This window comes from Streptomyces sp. NPDC045695 (genome assembly GCF_056432025.1).
In genome coordinates, this window is sequence record NZ_JBWKJU010000011.1 from 200,026 (window position 1) to 216,920 (window position 16,895).

Consider the following 16,895-nt stretch of genomic DNA (forward strand, 5'->3'; position numbering starts at 1 on the left):
GCGTTCAGATCTGACGGTGCGTCAAGATAGAACAGCTTCTGGGAATTGGACAGAGGAGCTCCACCGCTCCGGACGAGCGTCCGGCTCCGGCCACCGCCTAGCGGTCGAAGTCGATCTCCACTTCCTCGGTGACGGGGTGCGACTGGCAGGCCAGCACGAACCCGGCCTCCGTCTCCTCGGCCTCCAGGGCGAAGTTGCGGTCCATCCGGACCTCACCCGACACCAGGAACGCCCGGCAGGTGCCGCAGACCCCGCCCTTGCAGGCGTACGGGGCGTCCGCGCGGTTGCGCAGCACCGCGTCCAGCAGGGATTCGCCGTCCTGGACGGGCCAGGTGCCCGAGCGTCCGTCGAGCCGCGCGGTGACCCGGCCGTGCGAGGCGGCCGCCGAGGTCGCCCTGCGGACCGGCGCCGCGGTGTCCTCGACGTGGAAGATCTCCTCGTGCACCCGGGTCCGTGCGACGCCGAGCGCGCCGAGGGCCCGCTCCGCGCCCTGTACGAGGCCGTAGGGCCCGCACAGGAACCAGCCCGTCACCTCCGTCACCGGCAGCAGCGCGGGCAGCAGGGCGGTCAGCCGCTCCTCGTCGAGCCGTCCGGAGGGCAGCCCGGACTCCTGCTCCTCGCGGGAGAGGACCGTCACCAGCTGGAACCGCGCCGGATAGCGGTCCTTGAGGTCGGCGACCTCCTCCAGGAACATCGTCGAGGCCGCCGTACGGTCGCTGCGCACGAGGCAGAAGCGGACGTCGGGCCGGGCGGCCAGCACGGTCGCGGCGATCGACAGCACGGGGGTGATGCCGCTGCCGCCGACGATCGCCGCATAGTGCGCCGAGGCCGGTGCGGCGGCGGGGTCCAGCACGAACCGCCCGGCCGGGACCATGACGTCCAGCACGTCCCCGGCGGCGATCTCCTTGTGCGCGAAGGTGGAGAACTCCCCGCCCTCCACCAGCCGCACGCCGACCCGCAGCGCCGCCGGGCCCGGGCCGTCCGCCGCCGGGGCGGGGGAGCAGATCGAGTAGGTGCGCCGGACCTCGCCGGCCGTATCGGGGGCGGTACGGCGCAGGGTGAGGTGCTGGCCGGGGGCGTGCCGGTATTCCTCGCGCAGTTCCTCGGCGACCCGGAGGGTCAGTGCCACCGAGTCGTCGGTGAGCCGGTCGACTGCCGCCACCGTCAGCGGGTGGAACGCGCCGTGGCGGGGTGCGGCCATCTACAGCTCCTTGAAGTGGTCGAACGGTTCGCGGCAGGCGGTGCAGCGGCGCAGCGCCTTGCACGCGGTGGAGGAGAACCGGCTGAGCAGCTCGGTCTCGGTCGATCCGCAGTGCGGGCAGCGGACGGACAGGGTCAGCGGGACCGGCCCGCCGGCCGCGTGCGGGCGCGGCGGGGCGATGCCGAACTCGGCCAGCTTGCGCCGGCCTTCGGCGCTGATGTCGTCGGTGGACCATGCGGGGGCCAGCACGGTGGTCACCCGCACCTCGGGTATGCCGTGGCCGGTCAGGACCCGCTCGATGTCGGCCGACATCGCCTCGATGGCCGGGCAGCCGGTGTAGGTGGGGGTGAGGGTCACCTCGGCGTGGCCGTCCTCGTGCATCCGCACTCCGCGCACCACGCCGAGCTCGCCGAGGGTCAGCACGGGCAGCTCGGGGTCCGGGACGGAACCGGCCAGCTCGGCCAGCTCCGCCTCCAGGCGGGTCGTCCCGGCGTCGGCGGTCACCACGACGCCCCCGGGTGGCTGCGGTGCAGGTGCTGCATCTCGGCGAGCATCCGTCCGAAGGACTCGGTGTGCAGGCCCTGCCGGCCGGCTCCGGCCGCCCAGGCGCCGGTGCGCGGCCCCTCGGGAAGGGTGAGCCCGGCCTGCTCCAGTACGCCGGTCAGCGTGGCCAGCCAGCGCCCTTCCAGGGCGGCCCAGTCCAGGCCGTCGAGGCCTTCCACCGGCTGGAACATCTCCCCGGTGTACTTCCACAGCGCGTCCAGGGCGGCCTGCATGCGGCCGTGGCTCTCCTCGGTGCCGTCGCCGAGCCGCAGGGTCCACTGCTCGGCGTGGTCGCGGTGGTACGCGGTCTCCTTGACGGCCTTGGCCGCCAGGGGCGCGAACGGGCCGTCGCCGCGGGCGAGTTCCCCGTAGAGCTCGTGCTGGTGGAGGGAGAAGAAGAGCTGGCGGGCGATGGTGTGGGCGAAGTCGCCGTTCGGCTGCTCGACCAGCTGGAGGTTGCGGAAGGACCGCTCCTCGCGCAGGAACGCCAGCTCGTCCTCGTCGCCGGCCATGGACAGCAGGATGCGGGCCTGGCCGAGCAGGTCGAGCGCGATGTTGGCGAGGGCGACCTCCTCCTCCAGGACGGGGGCGTGCCCCGCCCATTCGCCGAGGCGGTGGGAGAGCACCAGGGCGTCGTCGCCGAGGGCGAGGGCGGCCGACAGGGTGACATCGGTGCTGGTCACAGGTGGCTCACCCCCTCCGGGATGTCGTAGAAGGTGGGGTGGCGGTAGGGCTTGTCGGCGGACGGGGCGAAGAACGGGTCCCGCTCGTCCGGCGAGGACGCGGTGATCTCGGTGGAGGGCACCACCCAGATGGAGATGCCCTCGCCGCGCCGGGTGTACAGGTCGCGGGCGTTGCGCAGGGCCATCTCCGCGTCGGGGGCGTGCAGGCTTCCCGCGTGCGTGTGCGAGAGGCCGCGCCGCGAGCGCACGAACACCTCCCACAGGGGCCAGTTCTGCGTCATACCCGTGCCTCCTCGTTCTTCTTGTTCACGTGCTTGTCCGCATACGCCGCGGCCGCGTCCCGCACCCACGCGCCGTCCTCGTGGGCCTTGCGCCGCTGGCTGATCCGCTGGTCGTTGCAGGGGCCGTTGCCCTTGAGCACGTTCCAGAACTCGGACCAGTCGATGGCGCCGAAGTCGTGGTGCCCGCGCTCCTCGTTCCACTTGAGGTCGGGGTCGGGCAGCGTCAGGCCGAGGGACTCTGCCTGCGGGACGGCGATGTCCACGAACCGCTGGCGCAGCTCGTCGTTCGAGTGGCGCTTGATCCGCCAGGCCATCGACTGCGCCGAGTGCGCCGACTCGTCGTCCGGCGGGCCGAACATCATCAGCGACGGCCACCACCACCGGTCGACGGCGTCCTGGGCCATCGCGTGCTGGGCCTCGGTGCCCTTGGAGAGGGCCATGAGGAGCTCGAAGCCCTGGCGCTGGTGGAAGGACTCCTCCTTGCAGATGCGGACCATGGCGCGGGCGTAGGGACCGTAGGAGCAGCGGCAGATCGGCACCTGGTTGGTGATCGCGGCGCCGTCCACGAGCCAGCCGATGGCGCCGACGTCCGCCCAGGTCAGCGTGGGGTAGTTGAAGATCGAGGAGTACTTCTGCTTCCCCGAGTGGAGCTTGTCGAGCAGCTCGTCGCGGCTCGTGCCCAGCGTTTCGGCGGCGCTGTAGAGGTACAGCCCATGGCCCGCCTCGTCCTGGACCTTGGCCATCAGGATCGCCTTGCGGCGCAGCGAGGGCGCGCGGGTGATCCAGTTCGCCTCGGGCTGCATGCCGATGATCTCGGAGTGCGCGTGCTGGGCCATCTGGCGCACCAGCGAGGCGCGGTACTCGTCGGGCATCCAGTCGCGCGGCTCCACGCGCTCTTCGGCCGCCACGGCCGCGTCGAATGCCGCCAGGAGCTGTGCGCCCAGGTCAGCGGTCATGCCTGTGCCGTCCGTCCCGTCTGTCCCGAGGGCCGCGTCCGGTCCCGTTTCCGGTGTCACTGCCACCATTGCGGCCCCCTGTGAGAGTCTGCCGTCCGCCCGACCGACCGATCGTTCGGTTCATCCGCTTCAATGGTCGGTCGACGGCCCGTAGGGTGTCAACCTCTGTGGTCAACCCTGTGGACGCCGGACGGTCGGGGGCGGGATGGATTCGAACACGCGCGAGCCCGCCGAAGGGGCTGCCGCGCCGCCCCCGCGGGCGCCCGGAATCGCCGGCCTGTCCACCCCGTACCGCGTGGTCGCGGCCCTGGCCCTGGGCGCGGTCGCCGTGGCGGCCTGCACCCACCTGGCCCTCGTCTTCCTGCACGTCGCCCCGTCGAACACGGTCAGCAAGCAGCACGCGCGGACCGTCGACGGCTGGATCTACCCCGAGTTCGAACAGAACTGGAAGCTCTTCGCCCCGAACCCGCTCCAGCAGAACATCGCGGTCGAGGCGCGCGCGCAGCTGCGGACCGACGACGGAGCGCTGGTCACCACCGACTGGCGCGACCTGAGCGCCGAGGACGCCGCCGCCATCCGTCACAGCCTGCTGCCGAGCCACACCGAGCAGAACGAGCTGCGCCGGGCCTGGGACTTCTTCACCGGCTCCCACGACGAGGACAACAAGCCGAACGGCGAGCGCGGCGAGCTGTCCGAGGAGTACCTGCGGCGGATCGCGGTGGCCCGGCTGTCCCCGGAGCAGCGCGCCGGGCGCGTCCTTCGGATCCAGCTGCGCTCGGCCACGACGGCGCTCGCCGCCCCGGAGTGGAGCACCGAGACCACCGACACCGAGACCTACTACCGGGAGCTGCCGTGGTGGACGGTGTGAGGCGGGCCCGTGAGGCGCTCGGGCGGGCGGCCGCGCAGGTCACCGGGCGGGCGCTGGGCCCGTACCAGAGCGCGGTGGTCCGCATCGGCTTCGCCGGTACCTGGCTGTTCTTCCTGCTGCGCGAGTTCCCCCACCGCGCCGAGCTGTACGGGCCGGACGGCCCCTGGAGCTGGGGGATGGCGGAGCGGCTGACGGCCTCCAACGGGGCCTTCACGGTGCTGATGTGGTCGGACTCGACGCTGTGGTTCGAGATCGTCTACGCGGTGGCGGTGCTGGCCGCCGCGGGCCTGCTGCTGGGCTGGCGGACGCGGGCGACCTCCGTGGTCTTCATGATCGGAGTCCTGTCGCTGCAGAACCGCAGCGTGTTCATGGGTGACGGCGGGGACAACGTCATCCACCTGATGGCGATCTACCTGGTGCTGACCCGGTGCGGGCAGGTGTGGTCGCTGGACGCGCGCAGGGCCCGTACCTGCGGCTCGGCGACGGCAGGGGCGGCCGGCCCGGTGCTGTGGGGCGTGCTGGGGCTGTTCTTCGCGTGCGGGGCGGCGACCGGGCGGTTCGGCGCGGGCTGGCTGACGGCGTTCGCGGCGGTCTGGGTGGGCTGCGGCCTGTGGTGGATGGCCGACCGCTACGAGCCCGGGGGCCAGGGGCGGGCCCTGCTGGACGTGCTGGCCAACGTGCTGCACAACGCGGGAATGCTGGTGATCATGGCCGAGGTCTGCCTGATCTACGCGACGGCGGGCTGGTACAAGATCCAGGGCTCGCGGTGGCAGGACGGGACGGCCCTGTACTACCCGCTGGGGCTGGACTACTTCACGCCGTGGCCGGCGCTGTCCGCGCTGCTGGCGGGCAGCGGGACGCTGGTGATGCTGCTGTCGTACGGGACGGTCGCGGTCCAGGTGGCGTTCCCCTTCACGCTGTTCAACCGCCGGATCAAGAACGTGCTGCTCGGCGTGATGATGCTGGAGCACGCCGGGATCGCGGTGCTGCTGGGCCTGCCCTTCTTCTCCCTGGCGATGATCGCCGCTGACGCCGTCTTCCTGCCGACGGTGTTCCTGGTGTGGCTGGGCGCGCGGGTGGGCGCGCTGCGGCCCGGGGCGCGAGCGGTGGCCGCGGACCCGGTCCCGGTGGCCGCGGAGCCGAGCCCGGTCGCGCTGACCGTGCCGCGCGACGCCGTTGCCCGGGGCGGGGGCCCCCGAGGCCCTCGCGCCTCGACGGCCGGCGGGGCCGAAAACGCCCCTTAGGCTCGTCGCATGAGCGAGGACGACAGCCCCGAGGAGATCGCGCGGCAGTGGCAGGAGGCCGCCGGGGCGGGGGACCTCGTTCTGCTGGACGGGTTCCACGCGCTGAAGCACGCCCTGCGCTTCGGGGCCGGCGTGCGCATGGCCGTCGCCGGTGATCCGGGCGCGGTACGGGCCCTCGCGCGCGAGCTGGCCCCGGACGTCGAGGCCGATGTGGTGCGGCTGGTGCGGCGGGCCGTGCTGAAGGACTTCCTGCCCCGGGTGCATCCCACCGGCGTCGCGGCCCTCGCCGTGCGGCCGGACCGGGCCGCGGGTCTCGCGGGGCTCGCCCGGATGCCCAGGTCCGCGCCGGTCGTCGTGCTCGACAACCCCCGCAACCTCGGCAACGTCGGAGCCGTCGTCCGGCTCGCCGCCGGCTTCGGCGCCACCGGCGTGGTGACCCGCGGCGACCTCGACCCCTGGCACCCGAACGTGGTCCGGGCGGGGGCCGGGCTGCACTACGCCACCACCGTCGAACGCCTCGCCCTGGACGAACTGCCGCCCGGGCCGCTCTACGCGCTCGACCCGGAGGGCGAGGACATCCGCGCCCTCACCCTCCCGGACGACGCCCTGCTCGCCTTCGGCTCGGAACGCCACGGCATCTCGCCCGAGCTGCGCGCCCGCGCCGACCACCTGGTGTCCCTGCCGATGCGCCCGCAGGTCTCCAGCTACAACCTGGCCACCAGCGTGGCCATGACCCTCTTCCACTGGGGCCGGCCCGACCCCTCGCGGTGACGGGTGAAGGCCGTCCCTTCCGGATCTTGCCGGGCCGACAAGATCCGAAAGAGACGACCTACGCCTGGCGGCGGACCTCCACCACGCGGAAGCGGTTCGCGACGAAGGCGCCGTCGCAGAGGGCCGCGTTGGCCGCCGGGTTGCCGCCCGAGCCGTGGAAGTCGGAGAACGCCGCGGTCTGGTTGACGTAGACCCCGCCGGTCAGGTTCAGGGAGAGCTGCGCGGACTCCTCCAGGCAGACCTCCTCGATCGCCCGCTCGGTGTCCGCCGACGTCGTGTACGCGCCCACCGTCATGGCGCCCTTCTCCCGCACCGTGCGGCGCAGCAGGTCGAGCGCGTCGGCCGTGGTGTCCACGGCCACCGCGAAGGAGACCGGGCCGAAGCACTCCGAGAGGTACGGCGCGTCCGCGTCCGCCGCCTCCCAGTACTTGCGCGCCGCGTCCAGCTTGACCATCACCGGGGTGCGGACCACCGCGTCCGGGAACTCCGGGTTCGGGACCTCGCGGGAGGCCAGCGCGACCTCGCCGAGGGCGGCCGCCGCCTCCAGGCGGCTCTTGACGTCCGGGTTGACCAGCGCGCCCAGCAGCGCGTTGGCCCGGGCGTCGTCGCCGAGCAGGCCGCCGACCGAGGCGGCGAGGTCGGCGACGACCTCGTCGTACGTCTTGTGGCCGGCGTCGGTGTCGATGCCGTCGCGCGGGATCAGCAGGTTCTGCGGGGTGGTGCACATCTGGCCGCTGTAGAGGGAGAGCGAGAAGGCCAGGTTGGACAGCATGCCCTTGTAGTCGGAGGTCGAGTCGATGACGACGGTGTTGACCCCCGCCTTCTCCGTGTAGACCTGCGCCTGGCGGGCGTGGGACTCCAGCCAGTCCCCGAACTCCGTCGACCCGGTGTAGTCGATCACCTTGATCTCGGGTCGGACGGCGAGGGTCTTGGCGATGCCCTCTCCCGGGCGCTCGACGGCGAGCGCGACCAGGTTCGGGTCGAAGCCCGTCTCGGTGAGGACCTCGCGGGCCACCTGGACCGTGAGGGCCAGCGGGAGGACGGCCCGCGGGTGCGGCTTGACCAGCACCGCGTTGCCCGTGGCGAGGGAGGCGAACAGGCCCGGGTAGCCGTTCCACGTCGGGAAGGTGTTGCAGCCGATCATGAGCGCGATGCCGCGCGGGACCGCCGTGAAGCTCTTGCCGAGCGCCAGCGGGTCCTTCTTGCCCTGAGGCTTGGACCAATCGGCCTGCGCCGGGACCCGGGTCTGCTCCTCGTACGCATACGCCACGGCCTCCAGGCCGCGGTCCTGTGCGTGCGGGCCGCCCGCCTGGAACGCCATCATGAAGGCCTGGCCGCTGGTGTGCATGACCGCGTGCGCGAACTCGTGCGTGCGGGCGGAGATGCGGGCCAGGATCTCGATGCAGACCAGGGCGCGCGCCTCGGGTCCCGCGTCGCGCCAGGCGGCCATGCCGGCCTTCATCGCGGGCAGCAGCACGTCCGGGTCCGCGTGCGGGTACTCCACGCCGAGCTCGGGGCCGTACGGGGACACCTCGCCGCCCGTCCAGCCGTCGGTGCCGGGCTGCCCCAGGTCCAGCCGCGTCCCGCGCAGGGCCTCGAAGGCGGCGAGCCCGTCGGCCGGGGCGTTCTCCCCGTAGGCCTTGGGGTGCTCGGGGTGCGGGGACCAGTAGGCACGGCTGCGGATCGCCGACAGGGCCTGGTCCAGGGTGGGCCGGTGCTTGGCGGAGAGGGCGGACAGCTGGGGGACGGTGAGATCGGCGGCCATCAGGGACCAACTCCTCGTTGAGCCGGGCGAAGGAGAGCAGACTGGAGTTAGAGTAACCGAACGATCGGTCGGGACAAGAGGGCCCGGCGGACCTGTGGATAAGTCGGTGCGGGAGGATCAGGACATGACAGCAATCGAGCGGTCCCGCACAGTGGCGGTCGTCGGCGCGGGCACCATGGGGCAGGGCATCGCCCAGGTCGCCCTTCTCGCAGGTCACCGGGTGCTGATCTACGACATCAACGCCTCCCTCGCCGCCGACGGGGTCTCCTTCGTGCAGGACCGCGTCGAGCGGATGGCCGCCAAGGGCCGTCTCGATCACGCCGAGGCGGAGTCCGCGATCGGCCGGATCGCTGCGGCCGACGGTCTGCCGAGCCTGGCCGGCGCCGCCCTGGTGATCGAGGCGGTCGTCGAGGACGCCGGCGTCAAGCGCGCTCTGTTCACCGCCCTCGAAGAGGTGGTGGGGCCGGACGCGCTGCTGGCCACCAACACCTCCTCCCTCTCCGTCACCGAGCTCGCGGCCGGGCTCGCGCACCCCGGCCGCTTCCTCGGCCTGCACTTCTTCAACCCGGCCCCGCTGCTCCCGCTCGTCGAGGTGGTCAGCGGCTCCGCGACCGACCCGGCCGCCGCCGAGTCCGCGTACCGCACCGTCCTCGGCTGGGGCAAGACGCCGGTCCGCTGCGCCGACACCCCCGGCTTCATCGTCAACCGGATCGCCCGCCCCTTCTACGCCGAGGCCTTCGCGGTGTACGAGGAGCAGGGCGCCGACCCGGCCACCATCGACGCCGTGCTGCGCGAGAGCGGCGGCTTCAAGATGGGCCCGTTCCAGCTGACCGACCTGATCGGCCAGGACGTCAACGAGGCCGTGACCCGCTCCGTGTGGGACTCCTTCTTCCGCAGCCCCAAGTTCACCCCCTCGCTCGCCCAGCGCCGGCTGGTCCAGTCGGGCCGCCTCGGCCGCAAGTCGGGGCACGGCTGGTTCCCGTACGGCCCGCAGGCCGCCGCCCCGCAGCCCCACACGGCCGGCCCCGAGGAGGCCCCGGACAAGGTCACCGTCGTCGGCGACCTCGGGCCCGCGGCGGAGCTGGCCGCGCTGCTGGAGGAGGCCGGGATCGCGGTCACCGCCACCGAGCACGGGGGCCCGTACATCCAGCTGCCCGGTGAGGGCCAGCTGGTCCTCGCGGACGGCAAGACCTCCGTCGAGTTCGCGGACGTCGTCTACTTCGACCTCGCGCTCGACTACCGGGGCGCCACCCGCATCGCGCTCTCCGCCAGCGAGGACACCAGCGAGCGGACCCTGTCGGAGGCGATCGGCCTCTTCCAGAAGCTGGGCAAGGCGGTCTCCGTCATCGGTGACGTCCCTGGCATGATCGTCGCCCGCACCGTCGCGATGCTGATCGACCTCACGGCCGACGCCGTCGCGCGCGGCGTCGCCTCCCGCGAGGACATCGACACCGCGATGAAGCTCGGCGTCAACTACCCGCTCGGCCCGGCCGAATGGCACGACCGGCTCGGCCGGGACTGGGCCTACGACCTGCTGCACCACCTCGACGAGCGGGTCCCCGGCGGTCGCTACGCGCCCTCGCTGGCCCTGTTCAAGCTGGGCTACGCCGCGGGCGACGACGAGGAGGAGGGGCGGTGACCACGGTCAAGCGGGACACGTACACCCCCGAGACGCTGCTGTCCGTCGCCGTCCAGGTCTTCAACGAGCGCGGTTACGACGGCACCTCGATGGAGCACCTCTCCAAGGCCGCGGGCATCTCGAAGTCATCGATCTACCACCACGTCGCGGGCAAGGAGGAACTGCTGCGGCGGGCCGTCAGCCGCGCCCTCGACGGGCTCTTCGCGGTCCTGGAGGAGCCGGGCGCGGTCCGCGGCCGGGCGGTCGACCGCGTCGAGTACGTCACGCGCCGCACGGTGGAGGTGCTGGTCGCCGAGCTGCCGTACGTGACGCTGCTGCTGCGCGTGCGCGGCAACACGCGGACCGAGCGCTGGGCGCTGGAACGCCGCCGCGAGTTCGACCACCAGGTCGCCGAGCTGCTCAAGGCCGCCGCGGCCGAGGGCGACCTCCGCGCGGACGTGGACATCCGGCTGGCCACCCGCCTGCTCTTCGGCATGGTGAACTCCCTGGTCGAGTGGTACCGCCCCCACCCGGCCACGGGCCCCGACCAACTCGCCGACGCGGTGGTGCACATGGCCCTGGACGGCCTGCGGACGGTGCGCCGGGATCCGGGGGGACCGGCCTGAGAGGCCGGTGAGCGGCTCTGTACGCTGAGTGGGATTTCCATCCTGAGCGCGTTCAAAAAGCCGCGTCTTAACAGAAAATGGGGGGCCGGTGCGCCACCGCAACCGCCGTCTCACGATGTCCGCCGCCGCTGTCGTCATCGCGGCCGGAGTCTGTTTCATACCGGCCGTGGCATCGGCCGCGGATCCGTCCGCGCCTGCCGCCCGCCGCGCGGCCACGACCACCGACCCGGCCAAGGCCGCGGCGGCCGGCTTCACGACCTACACGAGCCCGGCCGACAAGACGACCCGCCGCACCCTGCCCGCCGCGAAGGACAAGGCGGCCGCGGCCCCGACGGGCCAGGGCACGCTCTCCGCCGCCGGCAACCCGGACCTCGCGCTCTCGCTCAACGCCAAGAGCCACAGCGCGCACGGCCTGGAGGTGAAGACCACCATCACGAGCGCGCCCGCCTCGCTCAAGGTCGTCGTCGACTGGGGCGACGGGAACACGGAGACGGCGGACGCCGCCGGTTCCGCCGTCTTGAACCACGCGCACACCTATGCCGAGGTCGGCGAATACATCCTCAAGGTGACCGTGACGGACGCCGCGAACAACGTCACCGCCGAGAACGAGATCTACTACACCACTCCGGGCTCGGACTTCACCCCGTACACCCCCACCCGCCTCCTGGACACCCGGGACGGCACCGGCGCCGTGCAGGGCAAGGTCCCCGCTTACGGCACGACGCGCGTCCAGGTCGAGGGCAGCGGCTCGATCCCGGACAACGTCACCGCCGTGGTTCTCAACGTCACCGTCACCAACGCCACGAGTGCCGGGCACATCACCGCCTACGCCAAGGGCGACGAGCGGCCGACCACGTCGAACGTGAACTACGAGGCGGGTCAGACCGTCCCGAACCTGGTGATCGTGCCCGTCAGCCTGGACGGTTACGTGGAGCTCGCCAACCGCGGCTCGCAGTCGGTCGATCTGATCGCCGACATCACCGGCTACTTCACGCGGACCGAGTCCAGCGGCTACACCCCGATGACCCCGGCGCGCTTCGTCGACACCCGTGAGGGCCTCGGCGCCGCCCGGGGACCGCTGGCCGGGCGGACATCCTTCTCCACCCAGATCAGCGGCCTGCGCGGCGTGCCCCAGGACATCAAGGCCGTTGCGCTGAACGTGACGGTCACCAACCCGAAGCAGGCCGGCCATCTGTCGGTCTCCCCGAGCGGCGCGGCGACCCCCACCGCGTCCAACCTGAACTTCACCGCGGGCCAGACGATCGCCAACTCGGTCATCGTGCCCGTCGGCGCCGACGGCAAGATCAACGTCTTCAACGGCGCGTGGTCCTCGACCGACGTCATCGTCGACGTCGTGGGCTACTACAGCCCCGCCGGCAAGGGCGCCTACCTTCCGCTCAGGCCGCAGCGCCTGGTCGACACCCGCGACCCCGACGGCGCTCTGTACGGGCCGCTGGCGGGCCGCAGCTACGTCTACATCCCGCTCGGCTACGACGAGCCCGGGGTATCCGGCTTCGTGCTGAACACCACGGTCACCAACACGAACGGGGACGGGTACCTCACGGTCGCCCCGGACCCGAACACGCTGGACCAGTACCACCAGGGCACCGAGGCCAGGCCGACCCCGCCGAACTCCTCGAACCTGAACTGGACGAAGGGCAAGACCGTCCCGAACCTGGTCCAGGCGAGCACCGGGAACAACGGCATCATCGACTTCTGGAACCAGGGCTACAACCCCATCGATCTGGTCGTCGACCTCTTCGGGCTCTACGACACCAAGTGACGCGCGGGTAGCCCCCGCGCTCCCACGCTCCGCGCACGCACGCAGCGCCCCGGGAACGGCCTCCAGGCCCGTCCCGGGGCGCTGTCGCCCGTACGGCCTATTCCTCCGTGAGCGGCGGGGCGCCGTTCGGGCCCGGGACGCCCAGGACGGCCGTGCCGGAGTCCAGGAGGTCCGTTTCCTCGAAGACCAGCAGCGTGCGCGTGGACAGCACCTCCGGGATGGCCTGGAGGCGGGTCAGGACCAGCTCGCGCAGGGTCCGGTTGTCCGGGGTGTGGACCAGGAGCAGTACGTCGAAGTCCCCGCTGACCAGGGCGATGTGGGCGGCGCCGGGGAGCTCGCGCAGCTGTTCGCGGACCGTGCGCCAGGAGTTCTGGACGATCTTCAAGGTGATGTAGGCGGAGGCGCCCTGGCCCGCGCGTTCGTGGTTGACGCGGGCCGTGAACCCGCGGATCACACCGTCGTCGATGAGCCGGTTGATGCGCGCGTAGGCGTTCGCCCGCGAGACGTGGACCTGCTCCGCCACCGACCGTATCGACGCGCGGCCGTCCGCCTGGAGCAGCCGCATGATCGACCGGTCGATCGGGTCCAGGGGACGGGGCGCCGCGGCTGGGACTCCGGGGGCCGCCGGTGCACCCGGTGCTCCCCCCGACGGGACCGGCGCCGAACCCGCTCCGGCCATTTGTTCATCCGGCATTGCCCGATGCCTCCCTCTCCTGGACGTCCTGCATCCATCCCAGGGCCCCGACGCCCGTTTGTCCACAGCCTGGAGTCGCCTGTAGCCAAATTGCGCGGACAACCGAACAATCGGTAGGTGAGGGGCCTCACACTCCCCCAGCCACCGCTGGGGTCACCCCGGGGTCCCCCCGACTACTTCCCACGAGGAGGTGTACGCCGCCATGACGGTCCAAGAGCTGCCCGGTGCCGGTGCGTCCCACCGTTCCACCCCGCCGCCCGCCTGGAGGCCCCGCACGGACGCGGCCCCGCTGCTGCCGGACGCCGAGCCCTACCGGGTCCTGGGCACCGGGGCCGCCGACCGGCTCGACCCCGCGCTGATGCTGCGCTGCTACGCGGAGCTGGTGCGCGGCCGTCGGTACAACGCCCAGGCCACCGCACTGACCCGGCAGGGCCGGCTCGCCGTCTACCCGTCCACCGTCGGCCAGGAGGCCTGCGAGATCGCGGCCGCCATGGTCCTGGAGGACCAGGACTGGCTCTTCCCGAGCTACCGCGACACCCTGGCGGCCGTGGCGCGCGGCCTGGACCCCGTCCAGGCGCTGACCCTGCTGCGCGGCGACTGGCACACCGGGTACGACCCGCGCGAGCACCGCATCGCCCCCCTGTCCACCCCGCTCGCCACCCAGCTGCCGCACGCGGTGGGCCTGGCGCACGCGGCCCGGCTGCGCGGCGACGACGTCGTGGCCCTCGCCATGGTCGGCGACGGCGGCACCAGCGAGGGCGACTTCCACGAGGCGCTGAACTTCGCCGCCGTGTGGCAGGCCCCGGTGGTCTTCCTCGTCCAGAACAACGGCTTCGCGATATCCGTCCCGCTCGCCAAGCAGACCGCCGCCCCGACGCTGGCCCACAAGGCCGTGGGGTACGGCATGCCCGGCCGGCTGGTCGACGGCAACGACATCGCAGCGGTGCACGAGGTGCTGGCAGAAGCGGTCCGGCGGGCCCGGTCCGGTGGTGGTCCGACCCTGATCGAGGCCGTCACCTACCGGATGGAGGCCCACACGAACGCCGACGACGCGACCCGCTACCGCGGTGACGCCGAGGTCGAGGCCTGGAGGGCGCACGACCCGATCGACCTCCTGGAGCGCGAGCTGACCGCCCGCGGGATCCTCGACGAGGCTGGCATCCAGGCGGCGCGCGACGACGCCGAGGTGATGGCGGCGGCGCTGCGCGAGGGGATGAACGCGGATCCGGTGGTGGATCCGATGGACCTGTTCGCGCACGTCTTCGCGGAGCAGACCGACAGACTGCGCGAGCAGGCGGCGATGCTGCGCGCCGAGCTGGTGGCGCAGGACGACGCGGAGAACGAAGCGGAGAACGGCGGATGACCACGGTGGCGGCGAAGACCGCGAAGTCGGGGGTCAAGCCCGCGACGATGGCGCAGGCCCTGACCCGGGCGATGCGCGACGCGATGGCCGAGGACCCGACGGTCCACGTCATGGGCGAGGACGTCGGGACGCTGGGCGGTGTCTTCCGGATCACGGACGGGCTCGCGAAGGAGTTCGGCGAGGAGCGCTGCACGGACACCCCGCTCGCCGAGGCCGGGATCCTGGGCGCGGCGGTCGGCATGGCGATGTACGGGCTGCGGCCGGTGGTCGAGATGCAGTTCGACGCCTTCGCGTACCCGGCCTTCGAGCAGCTGATCTCGCACGTGGCGAAGATGCGCAACCGCACGCGCGGCGCGATGCCGCTGCCGATCACCATCCGCGTGCCGTACGGCGGCGGGATCGGCGGTGTGGAGCACCACTGCGACTCCTCCGAGGCGTACTACATCGCCACGCCCGGCCTGCACGTGGTGACCCCGGCGACGGTCGAGGACGCGTACGGGCTGCTGCGCGCGTCCATCGCCAGCGACGACCCCGTGGTCTTCCTGGAGCCCAAGCGGCTGTACTGGTCGAAGGCCGACTGGTCGCCGCAGGCGCCGACGGCGGTGCCGGGCATCGGAAAGGCCCTGGTCCGGCGCACGGGCACGAGCGCGACCCTGATCACCTACGGGCCCTCGCTTCCGGTGTGCCTTGAGGCGGCCGAGGCGGCGCGCGAGGAGGGCTGGGACCTGGAGGTCGTGGACCTGCGCTCGCTGGTCCCCTTCGACGAGGACACCGTCGTGGAGTCCGTACGCCGCACCGGGCGCGCGGTGGTCGTCCACGAGGCCGGCGGCTTCGGCGGACCGGGCGCGGAGATCGCCGCCCGCGTCACTGAGCGGTGCTTCCACCACCTGGAGGCGCCGGTGCTGCGGGTGACGGGCTTCGACATCCCCTACCCGCCGCCGATGCTGGAGAAGCACCACCTGCCCGGTGTGGACCGGATCCTGGACACCGTGGCCCGCCTGCAGTGGGAGAACTGATGCCGCAGGTCATGGAATTCAAGCTGCCGGACCTCGGCGAGGGACTGACCGAGGCCGAGATCGTGCGCTGGCTCGTGGCGGTGGGCGACGTCGTCGCCATCGACCAGCCGGTCGTCGAGGTCGAGACGGCCAAGGCGATGGTGGAGGTGCCCTGCCCGTACGGCGGCGTGGTCACCGCCCGGTTCGGCGAAGAGGGCCAGGAGCTGCCGGTCGGGGCTCCGCTGATCACCGTCGCGGTGGGCGTGGAGTCGGCGCCCGCCGCGGAGCCCGAGGCGCAGGCCACGGGCTCCGGCAATGTCCTGGTGGGCTACGGGACGGACGCTTCGCGCCCGGCGCGACGGCGACGGGTGCGACCCGTCTCCGCAGCGGTGTCGGCGCCGGTGGCCGTACCCGTGGCCGCGCCCGTGGCCGCGCCCGCGCCGGTGCCCGCGCCCGCGCCGGCTGCGGCGGGGCCGGTGCCCGTGATCTCGCCGCTGGTGCGCAAGCTGGCGCGCGACGGCGGGGTCGACCTGCGCGCGCTGACGGGATCGGGGCCGGAGGGGCTGATCCTGCGGGCGGACGTGGAGGCGGCGCTGGCCGCGCTGCGGGCGCCCGAGCCGGCGCCGGTCGCGTCCCCGGTCGCGGCGGGCGAGCGGATCCCGCTCAAGGGCGTGCGTGGGGCGGTCGCCGAGAAGCTGTCGCGCAGCCGGCGCGAGATCCCGGACGCCACCTGCTGGGTCGATGCGGACGCCACCGAGCTGATGGCCGCCCGGACCGCCATGAACGCGGTGGGCGGGCCCAAGATCTCGGTGCTCGCGCTGCTGGCACGGATCTGCACGGCCGCGCTGGCCAAGTACCCCGAGCTGAACTCCACCGTGGACCTCGCGGCCAAGGAGATCGTCCGGCTCCCGTCGGTGCACCTGGGCTTCGCCGCGCAGACCGAGCGGGGCCTGGTGGTCCCGGTGGTCCGGGACGCGCAGCACCGCAACCCGGAGTCCCTGTCGGCGGAGTTCGCCCGGCTGACCGAGCTGGCGCGGGCCGGGAAGCTGGCTCCGTCCGACCTGACCGGCGGGACGTTCACCCTGAACAACTACGGGGTGTTCGGGGTCGACGGCTCCACGCCGATCATCAACCACCCGGAGGCGGCGATGCTCGGGGTCGGCCGGATCATGCCGAAGCCGTGGGTCCACGGCGGCGAGCTGGCCGTACGGCAGGTCGTCCAGCTGTCGCTGACGTTCGACCACCGGGTCTGCGACGGCGGCACGGCGGGCGGGTTCCTGCGCTACGTCGCGGACTGCGTCGAGTCCCCGGCGGTCCTGCTGCGCAGCCTGTAGCGCGAGCCGGGCCAGGCTGAAGCGCGTGGCGGGGGGGGGGGGGGGGGCGGCCCCCCCCCCCCCCCCCCCCCCCCCCCTCCCACCCTCAGGCCAGAAATTTCCCCCCTAGCAGGTCACCCCAACACCCACGAGGAGTACTGCCCCCCCCCCCACGCGCAAACCCCCCCCCC

Annotated in this window: 16 protein-coding genes; 9 read left to right on the plus strand and 7 right to left on the minus strand. The window is 72.7% G+C overall.

What is annotated here, in order from left to right; genetic code table 11:
* Nucleotides 1–97 precede the first annotated feature (97 nt).
* The 5 genes from AC07DU_RS20945 to paaA are packed head-to-tail and all read right to left on the minus strand — an operon-like array spanning nucleotide 98 to nucleotide 3,733.
* The gene (locus AC07DU_RS20945) at nucleotides 98–1,201 is read right to left on the minus strand and encodes a 2Fe-2S iron-sulfur cluster-binding protein (protein ID WP_479029399.1); all 1,104 of its coding nucleotides are present in this window, start codon (nucleotides 1,199–1,201) and stop codon (nucleotides 98–100) included.
* Complete coding sequence (paaD, locus tag AC07DU_RS20950; protein WP_361949295.1) at nucleotides 1,202–1,708, minus strand: 1,2-phenylacetyl-CoA epoxidase subunit PaaD; 507 nt, start codon at nucleotides 1,706–1,708, stop codon at nucleotides 1,202–1,204.
* On the minus strand, nucleotides 1,702–2,406 hold the full coding sequence (gene paaC / locus AC07DU_RS20955) for a 1,2-phenylacetyl-CoA epoxidase subunit PaaC (protein ID WP_360897274.1): 705 nt from the start codon (nucleotides 2,404–2,406) through the stop codon (nucleotides 1,702–1,704). Before paaC ends, paaD begins: the two co-directional genes overlap by 7 nt.
* Nucleotides 2,407–2,423: 17 nt before the next feature.
* On the minus strand, nucleotides 2,424–2,708 hold the full coding sequence (gene paaB / locus AC07DU_RS20960) for a 1,2-phenylacetyl-CoA epoxidase subunit PaaB (RefSeq protein WP_030009045.1): 285 nt from the start codon (nucleotides 2,706–2,708) through the stop codon (nucleotides 2,424–2,426).
* The gene (gene paaA, locus AC07DU_RS20965; protein WP_479112830.1) at nucleotides 2,705–3,733 is read right to left on the minus strand and encodes a 1,2-phenylacetyl-CoA epoxidase subunit PaaA; all 1,029 of its coding nucleotides are present in this window, start codon (nucleotides 3,731–3,733) and stop codon (nucleotides 2,705–2,707) included. Before paaA ends, paaB begins: the two co-directional genes overlap by 4 nt.
* Nucleotides 3,734–3,869: 136 nt before the next feature.
* Here paaA and AC07DU_RS20970 point away from each other — a divergent pair, with 136 nt between their 5' ends.
* Genes AC07DU_RS20970 through AC07DU_RS20980 form a run of 3 tightly spaced genes read left to right on the plus strand, consistent with a single transcriptional unit; the run spans nucleotide 3,870 to nucleotide 6,547 of the window.
* Nucleotides 3,870–4,532, plus strand: a complete 663-nt coding sequence (locus AC07DU_RS20970; protein WP_360897214.1) for a DUF5819 family protein — start codon at nucleotides 3,870–3,872, stop codon at nucleotides 4,530–4,532.
* Nucleotides 4,529–5,776 (plus strand): HTTM domain-containing protein, encoded by a 1,248-nt coding sequence (locus AC07DU_RS20975; protein ID WP_479112850.1) that lies wholly within the window; start codon nucleotides 4,529–4,531, stop codon nucleotides 5,774–5,776. The genes AC07DU_RS20970 and AC07DU_RS20975 overlap by 4 nt, the downstream gene beginning before the upstream one ends.
* Nucleotides 5,777–5,785: 9 nt before the next feature.
* Nucleotides 5,786–6,547 carry a TrmH family RNA methyltransferase gene (locus tag AC07DU_RS20980; protein WP_479112832.1) on the plus strand — a complete coding sequence of 254 codons (762 nt, stop codon included), beginning with the start codon at nucleotides 5,786–5,788 and terminating at the stop codon, nucleotides 6,545–6,547.
* A gap of 58 nt (nucleotides 6,548–6,605) precedes the next feature.
* On the opposite strand, the gene paaN is transcribed toward AC07DU_RS20980, so the two are convergent.
* Nucleotides 6,606–8,312, minus strand: a complete 1,707-nt coding sequence (paaN, locus tag AC07DU_RS20985) for a phenylacetic acid degradation protein PaaN (protein ID WP_479029407.1) — start codon at nucleotides 8,310–8,312, stop codon at nucleotides 6,606–6,608.
* Between the two features lie 124 nt (nucleotides 8,313–8,436).
* On the opposite strand from paaN, the gene AC07DU_RS20990 reads away from it, so the two are divergent.
* The 3 genes from AC07DU_RS20990 (at nucleotide 8,437) to AC07DU_RS21000 (ending at nucleotide 12,339) form a co-directional block, all read left to right on the plus strand.
* On the plus strand, nucleotides 8,437–9,951 hold the full coding sequence (locus AC07DU_RS20990) for a 3-hydroxyacyl-CoA dehydrogenase (protein WP_479112834.1): 1,515 nt from the start codon (nucleotides 8,437–8,439) through the stop codon (nucleotides 9,949–9,951).
* Complete coding sequence (locus AC07DU_RS20995; RefSeq protein WP_479112836.1) at nucleotides 9,948–10,556, plus strand: TetR/AcrR family transcriptional regulator; 609 nt, start codon at nucleotides 9,948–9,950, stop codon at nucleotides 10,554–10,556. Before AC07DU_RS20990 ends, AC07DU_RS20995 begins: the two co-directional genes overlap by 4 nt.
* Before the next feature lie 115 nt (nucleotides 10,557–10,671).
* Complete coding sequence (locus AC07DU_RS21000; protein WP_479112838.1) at nucleotides 10,672–12,339, plus strand: hypothetical protein; 1,668 nt, start codon at nucleotides 10,672–10,674, stop codon at nucleotides 12,337–12,339.
* A gap of 97 nt (nucleotides 12,340–12,436) precedes the next feature.
* On the opposite strand, the gene AC07DU_RS21005 is transcribed toward AC07DU_RS21000, so the two are convergent.
* Entirely contained in the window at nucleotides 12,437–13,033 is a 597-nt protein-coding gene (locus tag AC07DU_RS21005; protein ID WP_479112840.1) for an Lrp/AsnC family transcriptional regulator, read from the minus strand.
* A 202-nt stretch (nucleotides 13,034–13,235) separates the two neighbouring features.
* On the opposite strand from AC07DU_RS21005, the gene pdhA reads away from it, so the two are divergent.
* From pdhA to AC07DU_RS21020, 3 genes are read left to right on the plus strand one after another with little or no spacing between them, the layout of a single operon-like run.
* Complete coding sequence (gene pdhA, locus AC07DU_RS21010) at nucleotides 13,236–14,396, plus strand: pyruvate dehydrogenase (acetyl-transferring) E1 component subunit alpha (RefSeq protein ID WP_479112842.1); 1,161 nt, start codon at nucleotides 13,236–13,238, stop codon at nucleotides 14,394–14,396.
* Nucleotides 14,393–15,412, plus strand: coding sequence for an alpha-ketoacid dehydrogenase subunit beta (locus tag AC07DU_RS21015; RefSeq protein ID WP_360897230.1), 1,020 nt, complete (start codon nucleotides 14,393–14,395; stop codon nucleotides 15,410–15,412). Before pdhA ends, AC07DU_RS21015 begins: the two co-directional genes overlap by 4 nt.
* Nucleotides 15,412–16,725 carry a dihydrolipoamide acetyltransferase family protein gene (locus AC07DU_RS21020; RefSeq protein ID WP_479112844.1) on the plus strand — a complete coding sequence of 438 codons (1,314 nt, stop codon included), beginning with the start codon at nucleotides 15,412–15,414 and terminating at the stop codon, nucleotides 16,723–16,725. Before AC07DU_RS21015 ends, AC07DU_RS21020 begins: the two co-directional genes overlap by 1 nt.
* Nucleotides 16,726–16,895 lie beyond the last annotated feature (170 nt).

Excerpts from the sequence above, each read along its gene's own strand:
- AC07DU_RS21020 (WP_479112844.1), top strand. The coding sequence starts at position 15,412 with ATGCCGCAGGTCATGGAATTCAAGCTGCCGGACCTCGGCGAGGGACTG.
- AC07DU_RS21005 (WP_479112840.1), bottom strand. The coding sequence starts at position 13,033 with ATGCCGGATGAACAAATGGCCGGAGCGGGTTCGGCGCCGGTCCCGTCG.
- paaB (WP_030009045.1), bottom strand. The coding sequence starts at position 2,708 with ATGACGCAGAACTGGCCCCTGTGGGAGGTGTTCGTGCGCTCGCGGCGC.
- AC07DU_RS20945 (WP_479029399.1), bottom strand. The coding sequence starts at position 1,201 with ATGGCCGCACCCCGCCACGGCGCGTTCCACCCGCTGACGGTGGCGGCA.
- AC07DU_RS20980 (WP_479112832.1), top strand. The coding sequence starts at position 5,786 with ATGAGCGAGGACGACAGCCCCGAGGAGATCGCGCGGCAGTGGCAGGAG.
- paaA (WP_479112830.1), bottom strand. The coding sequence starts at position 3,733 with ATGGTGGCAGTGACACCGGAAACGGGACCGGACGCGGCCCTCGGGACA.
- pdhA (WP_479112842.1), top strand. The coding sequence starts at position 13,236 with ATGACGGTCCAAGAGCTGCCCGGTGCCGGTGCGTCCCACCGTTCCACC.
- AC07DU_RS20970 (WP_360897214.1), top strand. The coding sequence starts at position 3,870 with ATGGATTCGAACACGCGCGAGCCCGCCGAAGGGGCTGCCGCGCCGCCC.
- AC07DU_RS21015 (WP_360897230.1), top strand. The coding sequence starts at position 14,393 with ATGACCACGGTGGCGGCGAAGACCGCGAAGTCGGGGGTCAAGCCCGCG.
- paaN (WP_479029407.1), bottom strand. The coding sequence starts at position 8,312 with ATGGCCGCCGATCTCACCGTCCCCCAGCTGTCCGCCCTCTCCGCCAAG.
- AC07DU_RS21000 (WP_479112838.1), top strand. The coding sequence starts at position 10,672 with ATGTCCGCCGCCGCTGTCGTCATCGCGGCCGGAGTCTGTTTCATACCG.
- AC07DU_RS20990 (WP_479112834.1), top strand. The coding sequence starts at position 8,437 with ATGACAGCAATCGAGCGGTCCCGCACAGTGGCGGTCGTCGGCGCGGGC.